Consider the following 11,318-nt stretch of genomic DNA (forward strand, 5'->3'; position numbering starts at 1 on the left):
ATGGCAATCGAAGATAAACAAAAATGGAATGAGAAGTATAAAAACACTCCTAAACTTTTAGAAGATAGAACTCCTAGTGAAAAATTGGTTGATACTATAAAAAACTGCAAAGGTAAAAAAGCTTTAGAAATAGCCTGCGGAAGCGGCCGAAACTCTATATTTTTAGCCCAAGAAGGGTTTGAAGTTGATGCTTTGGATATTTCAGAAGTTGCTTTAGAAAAATTAAAACAAAAAGATTTTCCAAATATTCATGTCAAAATTGTTGATTTAGATGAGTTTATTCCTGAAAAAAACAGTTATGATTTGATAGTTATGACAAACTTTTTGGATAGAAAAATCATCTCATCTTTAAAAAATGCTCTTAAAAAGGACGGTATTTTATTTATTGAAACCTATATGGAAGACAAAGAGAATGAAAAACCCGATTCCAACCCTGATTTTCTTTTGAAAAAAGGTGAACTAAAAGCTTTCTTTGAAGAAGGTTTTGAAATTTTAAATTATGATGAGTTTTTTAATGAAACTTATGAACTTTACAGAATGAAAAAACAGTCAATTTCAGTAAGAAAATTTTAAAAACTTTTCCACATCTCTTAATTTCTTGACAGAATTAATATTAATTTGAATTAATAGAAAATCCCCTTAAAAAAGAGGATTTTCTTAGATTTTTTTAGATTTTTTTAGATTTTTTTAACTTTTTATAAAAAGTACTATGTAAAATTTCTACTTCTTCTTCCTCTTTATATCCGGTTATTATACTGTGAATTGCACCTTTAATTGCAAAAACAGACATATATACATGGGTCATAAATAGTGCTGCTACTGCCATTCCTAAGACATTATGCACTATTGCGCTTGCTCTTAATAAATCAATTTGCGATATTCCTAAAGATGTAATAAATTCTAGTTTAAAATCTTGAAAGAACATAATTGCACCCGTAAGAATCATAATAATTCCGCCAAAAGTACAAATCCAAAACCACATTTTTTGACCCGCATTAAATCTTCCTGCAGGGATAGGGTCTTTTCTTTTATTTAAATATCCTCCTAAAATCATCATCCATTTGATATCATCACTTGTAGGAAGCATATCTTTAAACCACATCAATAACATCGGTATTACAGAAATCACAAATAATATTGTTGCAATGCCATGAACATCTTTACAAAATCTTACAAATCCACCACCGCCGAATGTTGTGCCAAAAACAAGTACAAATCCTGTTGGAATAATAAGAATAAATGCAATTGCGGCAATTGTGTGAACTATTCTATTAAAAACCGAAAAAACAAAGATCTTTTTTCTATCGTGTGAAAAAATCATTGGTCCTATAATTTTATAGTGTATAAAGAAGACTGCGGGTACTCCAATTAATACTCCAAAAAATATAGGTTTAAAATATGTACTTTGTAAAAGAGTAAACCATTTACCTAAATGTAAAGAGTTCTCTTTATCATACGCCAAAATATTTGGAATTAAATCTTTTCCAAATATTGCACTTTCACTAGCTATTGCTAGTGAAGTTAATGTTAGAAATAAAATTAATATATATTTAAATTTCATAATAGTACTTTCTATGATTTATAAGCCGAACTCCAAGCAACAGCAGAGTCAGTATGCTTATGTCCTCTAGATATTACTCTTTGTCTATATATTTCAGAGACTTTTTGAGAATCACCTACTAAAAGTGCATTTGTTGAACAAACGGCTGCACATATTGGAACTTTACCTTCAGCAATTCTATTTTGACCATAAAGTTCTCTCTCTTCTTCACTATTTGTTTCTAGCGGACCACCTGCACACATTGTACATTTATCCATTGCTCCTTTTGTTCCAAATGCACCGTCTCTTGGAAATTGAGGTGCCCCAAAAGGACAAGCATAAAGACAATATCCACATCCGATACATTTATCTTTATCATGAAGAACAATTCCGTCTTCTCTAATATAAAAACAATCTACGGGACACACTTGTTCACAAGGTGCATCACTGCAATGCATACAAGCAATGGATAAAGAGTATTCTAATCCTTCAATACCTTCATTTAATGTAATAACTTTTCTTCTACTAATTCCTGTTGGTAATTCATGAGCTTCAGAACAACCTACAGTACAAGCATAACACTCAATACATCTATCTTCATCGCAATAAAATTTCATTCTTGCCATTTCACTCATAACTTACTCCTACGCTCTTTCTATTCTGCAAAGACCTGCATTAAACTCAGGTATTTGTGTTATTACATCAAACCCGTAATTTGTAATAGTATTTGAACTTTCACCATTTACATAAGGTTTTGTTCCTTTGGGATATCTATGAGTTAAATCAACTCCTTGCATCATACCTGCAAAATTATATGGCATAGCTACACGGTCGGGAGTCACGCTATAGTTATAATATGCTTTAATTTTAATCTTAGTTCCTTGAGGTGAATGTAACCACATATCATCTCTGTCTCTAATTCCATGTTTAGCTGCTAAATCCGGATGAATATTTGCAAACATTTCAGGAGTTATATGAGAAAGATATTTACTTGTTCTTTCAAGCATACCTGCACCGCTTAAGTTTACGAGTCTCATAGTAACAATCATTGTCGGGAACTCTTTAAACCAATCTTTTTCACTCTGTTCTGATTCAAATTTCACATCAACCCTAAAGTTATTTTTTTGATCTGGATAAGTCGGATATTTTTTAACTAAATCAAATCTTGGTGAATGAATTGGTTCTCTATGTTTTGGAACAGGGTCGGGGAATGTCCACACAATTGCTCTTGCTCTTGCATTTCCATACGCACAAACACCTTTTTCTCTACATTTTTCTTGAATAATTCCACTTAAATCAACTTTCCAGTTTGCTCCCATTTTTCTTTTTTCATCTTCTGTTAATTTAATATTTAAAACTTCTTCAATATTATCTTTGGTAAGTTCAGGATATCCACCTTTAACCTCTGATTTTTTAACAGTTGTAGCACTACTAGCTAATTGACTTATACCATCATGTTCCAAACCAAATCTATTTCTAAATCCCATACCACCTTCATTTACCGGTACATCGGGATTATACAAAATAGGACTTCCAGGATGTTTTGTATCCCAACACGGCCAAGGTAATCCATAGTATTGACCTTGCATTTTTCCATAACCTTTTAAAGTAAGAGGATCAAATAGATGCCAGTTCTCTTGATGTTCTTTAAGTCTTTTTGCAGTCCAACCGCCAAGACCGATAGTTTTCACTGTTCTTGCTAATTCATCTGCTGCATCATCAGGCCAAACAAAATCATCTTTTACTTTTTTTATTTCACCGTCAACAATATCGTGTTTCATCCCGCTTACAAATTCATCATAAAACCCAAATTTTTTAGCAAATTCAAACATAATTTCATGGTCAGGTTTAGACTCATATAGTGGATCAACAACTTTACTTCTCCATTGAGAAGATCTATTACTTGCCGTTACGCTACCTTCTGTTTCAAACTGCGTTGCTGCAGGTATTATATATATTCCATCTTTTCTATCACTCAAAATTGCAGCTTCATTTACAAAGGGTTCTGCAATAACAAGCAAATCAAGTTTTTTAATTGCTTCTTGAATTTTCACTTGTTGAGTCATAGAGGTAATTCCCGTACCTTGAACCCATAAAGCTCTAATTGGACTTGAAGAGTAAGTTTTCTCTTCTTGTAAAACACCTTGCCACCATTTTGCTAATGAAAATCCTTTTTCATTCATCCATTTATGAGAGTGAAATCTTCCTTTCAACCACTCATAATCAACTCCCCAGGCTTTTGCATAATATTTCCAAGCATCATCACTTAATCCATAATAACCTGGAAGAGAGTCTGCTAGATTACACATATCAGTAGAACCTTGAACATTATCATGTCCTCTAATAATATTACATCCTCCACCTTTTTTACCTGCATTTCCTAATACTAATTGAAGTATTGGAATAATTCTAGTATTTGATGTACCTGTACTATGTTGAGTGATACCTAATGCCCAAACTGCCGTTGCAGGTTTGGTAGTTGCAAATAATCTAGTGATTTGAATAATTTTTTCAGCCGGGATTCCCGTAACATCAGCTGTTACTTCCGGTGTCCATTTTTTAGCCTCTTCTCTAATCTTATCCATTCCGTAAACACGGCTTTCTATAAAGTTTTTATCTTCCCAGCCGTTTTTAAATATTAAATGAAGCATTCCATAAACAAAGGCAACATCGGTACCGGTTCTAATTCTTAAATAATGATCAGCTTTTGCAGCGGATTTTGTATAAACAGGGTCAACAACAATTAGTTTAGCATTATTTCTATCTTTTGCTTGAAGAAAATGCTTAAATCCGATTGGGCAAGATGAAGCTGAATTTGCTCCAATCATTAATATAGCTTTTGAGTTTTCAACAACATCACCGAAATGATTCGTCATTGCACCATAACCCCAAGTATTGGCTGCTCCTGCAACAGAAGCACTATGACAAACTCTTGCAACATGATCAATATTATTTGTTCCCCACATTGCAGCAAATTTACTAAAATAAAAAGATTGCTGCAAATTAAATTTTGCAGAGCCTAAAAACATTGCTATATCAGGACCGTTCTCTTTTCTTAATTCAAGCATTTTTGATGATATTTCATCTATTGCTTGTTCCCAAGAGATTCTTTGCCACTTTCCATCTACTTTTTTAAGTGGATGTTTTATTCTTTGTTTACTTTTTACTAAATCAATTTGGTCAATCCCTTTACAGCAATGACTTCCTTCACTAATAGGATGATCCTGTGCCACATCTTGTCTCACCCAAACACCATTTTGAACTTCTGCTATAATGCCACATCCAGCAGAACAAATACTACAAATTGTTTTAACTTTTTTCGAACCTGGAAAAGGATTTCTTATCTCTTCATTTGTTGCTTCTCTAACACTATTATTTGAAGCGAACATTGAAGTCACACCTACTCCTGCGCCAATTGAAGCAAGTTTAAGAAAATTTCTTCGTCCAAGTTTCAAAGATAAATCGTTAAGTACATTTTTACCCATTATCTTTTACTCCTTTTTTAGTAGCTAGCTTTATAAAAAGCTTCCCATTCAGCGGTTTGTTTATATAAAACCTCTTTTTTAGGAGATTTTCCTACAACTACACCATTTGAACTTGCACCTTTATCACTTTTAGTACTTGCCATTGAAACAGTAGAACTCCCAACAGCCATAAGTGCACTTGCACCTAAAGTTTTTTTAATAAAACTCCTTCTATTTGTATTCATAACTTCCTCCGTTCATTTTTTCTCCTTCTTTTAAAAAAAGATAAATCAAAAAAGATTTTTACTTTTCTCATTTATCTCTTTTTATATAAAAGATTAGGAAAAGAGTTAAAATTAAACTTTATAAACTTGAAATCTCATCAAAATTTCTTTTTGCTCTTTTTGTAAAACTTTTTCTCTTTTTATGAAATATTTCATATTGTTTTCTAACTTTATGCTCTATAGGTTTTTTTATATTTAATAGTGTTCTTTCTAATTCTACAAATACTTTTAAAATCACTGCAATATTTTTATAGAAATGGCTATCTTCATGATTATAAACATCTTGAATAAACGAATCTATAAAACTATTTAGAACTACACTAAAAGTTTCTACTACCAATTTATTATCTATTTTTGAATAATCTTGTTCTAATAATTTTTGAATAAAATTAAAAATAAAACATACATGATCTTCAGCTTCTTTAAAATTTGTATTATCTCTTCTATAAATTGATTTTAAAACTATATTTGTCATTTCAACTCTTTTTTGCCCGTCATCTCTGTCTTCATTATAAAAAGAGGCAGTTACAGGAATAAATGTTGTACTTGGACTATAAAAAATTTGATTATTTTCATCAATTAATCCATCCATCCCTTTTTCATTTAAAAAAGAAGTTATTTCATCAAAAGATGTTTTACTATTTTCATCAATTGGAGCTTGACTTAAAAGTTCTATTGATTGTTTTATATTATTAAAATCTTTTTCACTGTTAATATATGAAAATAGAGAACTAAACAATCCGTAATAAATTGCTCTTACTTTATTTAATGCTACAGTATTCATACTATTTATCCTTTCTTTCATTATTTGCAAACATCACTCTTGGTTTACAATCTTCACAACAGTAAAGTGTTCTTTGTTTTACCGGATCATTCGCAAAAATCGGTTTCATAATATTTGCAATTTTTTCTATTGATTTTTTTGTAGCAAACTCTTTACCACATTCAACGCAAGCAAATAGTTCATCTTTTGCAACAACTCTTTCAAAGAACCATTTTGGATTTAATTCTATAATATCTTGCTCTATTGTCAGACAATCATTTTCAGGACAAGAAAGCTCACAATAACCGCATCCCGTACAAATTGATGGATTTAATCTTAAAGTATTATCTTCGGGATATGCTTTTAATGCATCTACATTACAAGCACCGACACAAGAAAGGCATAAGGTACAGTTGTCTTGATTGATATTAACTTTTGCATAATGAATATCTTCTCCTGTTTTTACTGTACCTAAATCATCATTTTCCACAAGTCCCAATAATCTTACTGCAAAAGCTTCTCTTTTTCTTTCATCTATTTGATTATATGAAAAATGTGAACCTTCAATTAAATCTGCATTTTCCATAGCCTCTTTTAGCTCTTCTTCATTCATTGCAACAAAAATAGCCTTCTTCCCATATTTCTTTTCATAAATATCATTTAATATTCGAATAGAATCCTTAGTTCCTTTTGATAAAAAGTCAGTATAGAAAATCACTTGAGAACCGCTCTCTTGTAAAATAGTTAAAAATGAAGTTTCATGTAAAAATTTTTCACCGTCTATTTTAAAAGGAAGAACATTCTCTTTTAGTTCAATATTTAAAGTTGAGATATTCATCTTATTTGGAACAATTAAAGGTATTGTATTCCTAAATTTTTGTGCTATTTCATAAATGGAATTTCTTGTCATCGGTGCATAATCTAATGCTCCTGAAGGACAAATGGAGATACAGGCTCCACAACCTTTACAATCTATTTGAGAAAACTCTAAATGTTTTTTATCTTCAATTTTTATAATTGCACTTGTGGGACATATATCTTCACATCTACCGCAAATCTCTTCTCTTCTTTCATGATATTGACAAAGAGTTTCATCATATATTGTTATTTTCTTATACTCATACTCTTCAATATTTTTTCTTAATATTTTTATTATTTCTTCAATTGAAGAAGTCGTCGGGTCAAAACTTCCACTTTGTTTTAAACCCATCTCTTTTACATTAAACCAAACAATTTGATCTACTTTTAGAGTTACATCTTTCCCGTCATTATCGACAATAACAGTTAAATTTCCAATATGCCCGTCAATTGATTTAATTATATCTTCCGATATTTGATACATATCAAACTCATTTGGTTTAATATAAGAGAAAAAGTTTTCTGCATCTTCTTTATTCGCAATAAGTAAAATTTTATTTCCCACTTTTTGAGTATATGTTATATCTTGAGCATTATCAAATCTAATTGCTGCGATTTCATAGAGTTTATAAACATTCTTTATTTTATCAGAAATCAAGTCTTTACTATTTTTAATATAAAAGTCTATTTCATCGGCATTTGTTTCACTGTCAACGGCAGAAGTATTAGAGATTAAGAAATTAGTACCCTTTGTTTCATCAATAGTTTTAGAAACAAAAATTGCTTCATTTAAAGGAAAATCCAAGCCCATTGGATTGTAGTATACAAAATCTTGCATATTAACCTCTCTTTTTTGGTAAAATTATTTTTACCTAATAGTATTCCTTAAATTATTAAATTAAACTTAATAATTAAAAAAAGTTTTACCAAAATTCAAAATTAAATAAAACTTTAGAAAAAATATTATTTTTATAAATTCAATATTTTAACTATTCTTTTTGTACAATTAAAGATGGATAAAAAATTATTAATTTTAATATCAATACTTACGGTGTTTTATCTTTTTTTTAAAGATAAAGAATATACAAAATCAGAAATAGTATTAGGCGGTTCTATTCCCAAAACAGGAATACTAAAGCAGTGGGGAGAATCTGTACTTATTGGTGCAAATTCATATTTTAATTATGCAAATGAAAAGAATCTCATTCCTAATAGAAAAATAAAATATATTACATATGATGATAAATATGAGCCAAAATTAACGGCAAATAATACCAAAAAACTTCTATATCAAGATGAAGCATTTGCACTTTTTGGATATGTAGGAACTTCAACTGTAAAAAACATATTAAATCTATTATTAGAAGAGAATATCCCTTTTATTTCTCCTTTTACCGGAGCTAGTTTTTTAAGGGAACCCCAAGAAAAAAATTTTATTAATTTTAGAGCATCTTATGCACAAGAAATTGAAGCAATTATTAAACATCTACATTATAATAAAAAAATTTCTAAATTTGCCGTTTTTTATCAAAATGATGATTTTGGTGAAGAAGGATATGTAGCAGTTATAAAATCACTTAAAAAAAGAGAGCTGAAACTTATAGCCGAAGGAAGTTACAAAAGAAATACCTTATCAATAGGACATGCTTTTAATGAGATAAAAGATGCAAAACCCCAAGCAATTATTATGATAGGAGCAAATAAAGAAAATACTCTATTTATAAAAAAAGCTAAACATAACAGCAACTTTAAAGATACACTGTTTTGTAATATTTCTTTCGGAGATGCAAATGCTATGATAAATGAATTAGGAGAAAATACAGATAATTTAATTTTTTCTCAAGTTGTACCCAATTATAACGATATTTCTATTCCTGTTGTAAAAGAATATCACAAAGTGGTTAGTAAATATTATAAAGATTTTAAACCTGGATTTATATCTTTAGAAGCTTATTTATCTGCTAAAATAATAGTAACCGGATTGGAAAACGTAAAGGGTTCTCTAACAAGAAAAAGATTTTTAGAAACAATGGAACATCTTCCTAAAAATATATTAAAAGGAATACCTATTAATTTAAAAAATAGACAATATTTAAATAATATCTATTTATTTACATATAAAAATAATAGATTTGAAGAGATTAAGAAATAATGTTAAAAAAAATATTTCTTTACTTCGATAATTTCAATTTTACATTAAAAACAAATTTTCTTATATTTATTATTTCAAGTAGTATGTTAGGAATAGTCATACTTGCATTAATAACCACTTTTTCCATTAGATACGACTTTGACAGACTTTATGAACAAAGAACAAAACCTCTTATAAAACTGGAAAATATCAAAGATACATATAAAGTAAATATTCAAGATACTCTTTATGATATTGAAGATAAAAGTATTAGTTTTAAAAAAGCAAGTGACGTAATAAATCTTGCATTACAATTAATAGAAACAAACTGGGAAGAGTATAAAAGACCAAATGAGATGACTCCCCCTACTATATACATCGGGAATATTATAAAAAAATTTTTAACTACACAACAACAATATTATAAAAATGAGATTTTATATAAGAGTATTTCTAAAAATATCGATAAAAAGATGATAAATATCAATGCGACCCTTCATAACCTAGAGTTATCGCATAAAGATGAAAACAATCTCAAAGAAGAGTTTAATAAACTTCATTTAGAGATTAATGCAATAAATATTTATATTACAAGTTTAATTAACTATGATTTAACACTTGCTTTAAATGAAAAAAGAGACACAGAAAAAAGTTTTGATGTAATTATTGCGGTTTCAATGATTTCTATTGTATTAATATTCCTGTTTTCTATTATCCTTTCCGTTCTTTTAATCAACCACTTTAAAAGATTACATAAGTTACTTGAAGAAAAAGTAAAAAGTAAGACAAAACAACTTGTCAAACTAAATAATTCATTGGGAGAGAGAGTATTACAAGAAGTTAAAAACAATCGAAAAAAAGATATTATAATGTTCCAACAAGCAAGACTCGCAAGTTTAGGAGAGATGTTGAATAATATAGCACATCAATGGCGCCAGCCCCTTGGTTCTATCACTATGATTATTCAAAGTTTCCAAACAAAAAGGCAACTTGGAAAATTGACAGATGAGTTTATTGATGAAAAAGTTAAAGATGCCTTATTCTTAGCCCAAAATATGTCCAATACCTTAGACGATTTTAAAAACTTTTTTTCTCCGGATAAAACTAAAGAGATTTTTAGTATAAAAGATTGTATTGAACACTCTTTTGAATTATCTAAATATGCCTTAGAGAAAGCAGGAATAAAAGTAATACTTATAATAAAACAAGATATAAAGATCAATAGTTATTACAATGAACTATCTCATGTTTTTTTAAACTTGATTAATAATTCAAAAGATGCTTTATGTTCTAATGTAAATAAAAATGATAGAATTATTAAAGTAATTGTAAAACAACATAAAAACAATATATTAATTAATTTTATTGACAACGGCGGCGGTGTCCCTGAAGAGATAATACACAAAATATTTGAGCCGTATTATACTACTAAATATAAAAGTGCAGGCACGGGAATTGGACTTTATATGTCAAAACAAATTATTGAAAAACATATGTATGGATCAATCTATCAAAAAAATATACGTCATAAAATTGATAAGATAAATGATTACTCTTGTAGTTTATTTATTATAAAAATTCCAATATTAAATGAGGTGATAAAAGATGCAGAATAGAGATTTAAATATATTAAATAAGTTTAATATTTTATATCTTGAAGATGATGAAAATTTGTTAAAGCATACCCATGATGTATTAATTGATTTTGTAAATGAGATTTATGCGGTAAAAACTTCAAAAGAGGCTTTAGAGGTTTTAAGAAATAAAAAAATTGATGTAATTATTTCAGACATATTACTTAAAGATGAAAATGGCATTGATTTTTTAAAATATTTGAAGGAAGATAAAAATATCAATATTCCGACAATATTAACAACAGCTTACACAGATACGAAATATCTACTTGATGCAATAAAGTTAAAAGTAGAAAATTATATAGTAAAACCAATAAATATTAAAGAGTTGTTAACTACTTTACATGACATATTATTACCTATTGTTCAAGAAAAAGAACTAAGAAGAAATAATTGTGTAATTAAAACAATATCGGCAATTACAGATAGTAAACAAGTTGAAGTTATAAAGTATATTATAAATAATTTAGATAACAATAATACCTTTACTGCTTCATATAGTGATATTATGAATAAAATTAATATTTCAAAACCGACTTTAATTAAACTCTTTAAAGAGTTAGCAGAAAAACATATTTTAGTTAAGATTCAACATAAAACTTACAGATTTAATGAGAATGCCTTAGATAATATCTAATCTAAGG

Annotated in this window: 10 protein-coding genes; 4 read left to right on the forward strand and 6 right to left on the reverse strand. The window is 28.8% G+C overall.

Going from position 1 to position 11,318, the window contains the following annotated elements; genetic code table 11:
* Positions 1–573 (forward strand): class I SAM-dependent methyltransferase, encoded by a 573-nt coding sequence (locus AANAER_RS09785; RefSeq protein ID WP_129081058.1) that lies wholly within the window; start codon positions 1–3, stop codon positions 571–573.
* Between the two features lie 94 nt (positions 574–667).
* Here the strand turns inward: AANAER_RS09785 and AANAER_RS09790 are convergent, their stop codons facing one another.
* The 6 genes from AANAER_RS09790 to AANAER_RS09815 all read right to left on the reverse strand — a co-directional run bounded on the left by AANAER_RS09790 (position 668) and on the right by AANAER_RS09815 (position 7,747).
* Positions 668–1,561 carry a formate dehydrogenase subunit gamma gene (locus AANAER_RS09790; RefSeq protein WP_129081059.1) on the reverse strand — a complete coding sequence of 298 codons (894 nt, stop codon included), beginning with the start codon at positions 1,559–1,561 and terminating at the stop codon, positions 668–670.
* A gap of 11 nt (positions 1,562–1,572) precedes the next feature.
* Positions 1,573–2,175, reverse strand: a complete 603-nt coding sequence (gene fdh3B / locus AANAER_RS09795; protein ID WP_129081060.1) for a formate dehydrogenase FDH3 subunit beta — start codon at positions 2,173–2,175, stop codon at positions 1,573–1,575.
* A 9-nt stretch (positions 2,176–2,184) separates the two neighbouring features.
* A complete protein-coding gene (locus AANAER_RS09800) occupies positions 2,185–5,025 on the reverse strand; it encodes a formate dehydrogenase subunit alpha (RefSeq protein ID WP_129081061.1) in 2,841 nt (946 codons plus the stop codon).
* A gap of 17 nt (positions 5,026–5,042) precedes the next feature.
* Positions 5,043–5,249: a twin-arginine translocation signal domain-containing protein gene (locus AANAER_RS09805; RefSeq protein WP_129081062.1), complete on the reverse strand. Its 207-nt coding sequence runs from the start codon at positions 5,247–5,249 to the stop codon at positions 5,043–5,045.
* Positions 5,250–5,367: 118 nt separating this feature from the next.
* Positions 5,368–6,072, reverse strand: a complete 705-nt coding sequence (locus AANAER_RS09810; RefSeq protein WP_164969311.1) for a TorD/DmsD family molecular chaperone — start codon at positions 6,070–6,072, stop codon at positions 5,368–5,370.
* A gap of 1 nt (position 6,073) precedes the next feature.
* Positions 6,074–7,747 (reverse strand): 4Fe-4S binding protein, encoded by a 1,674-nt coding sequence (locus AANAER_RS09815; RefSeq protein ID WP_129081064.1) that lies wholly within the window; start codon positions 7,745–7,747, stop codon positions 6,074–6,076.
* Between the two features lie 174 nt (positions 7,748–7,921).
* Between AANAER_RS09815 and AANAER_RS09820 the strand changes: the two genes are divergently transcribed.
* From AANAER_RS09820 to AANAER_RS09830, 3 genes are read left to right on the forward strand one after another with little or no spacing between them, the layout of a single operon-like run.
* On the forward strand, positions 7,922–9,061 hold the full coding sequence (locus tag AANAER_RS09820) for an ABC transporter substrate-binding protein (protein ID WP_129081065.1): 1,140 nt from the start codon (positions 7,922–7,924) through the stop codon (positions 9,059–9,061).
* The gene (locus AANAER_RS09825) at positions 9,061–10,656 is read left to right on the forward strand and encodes a sensor histidine kinase (RefSeq protein ID WP_228711115.1); all 1,596 of its coding nucleotides are present in this window, start codon (positions 9,061–9,063) and stop codon (positions 10,654–10,656) included. Before AANAER_RS09820 ends, AANAER_RS09825 begins: the two co-directional genes overlap by 1 nt.
* Positions 10,646–11,311: a response regulator gene (locus tag AANAER_RS09830; protein ID WP_044418141.1), complete on the forward strand. Its 666-nt coding sequence runs from the start codon at positions 10,646–10,648 to the stop codon at positions 11,309–11,311. Before AANAER_RS09825 ends, AANAER_RS09830 begins: the two co-directional genes overlap by 11 nt.
* The last annotated feature ends 7 nt before the right edge of the window (positions 11,312–11,318 follow it).

The sequence above is a fragment of the Halarcobacter anaerophilus genome, assembly GCF_006459125.1.
GTDB lineage: Bacteria > Campylobacterota > Campylobacteria > Campylobacterales > Arcobacteraceae > Halarcobacter > Halarcobacter anaerophilus.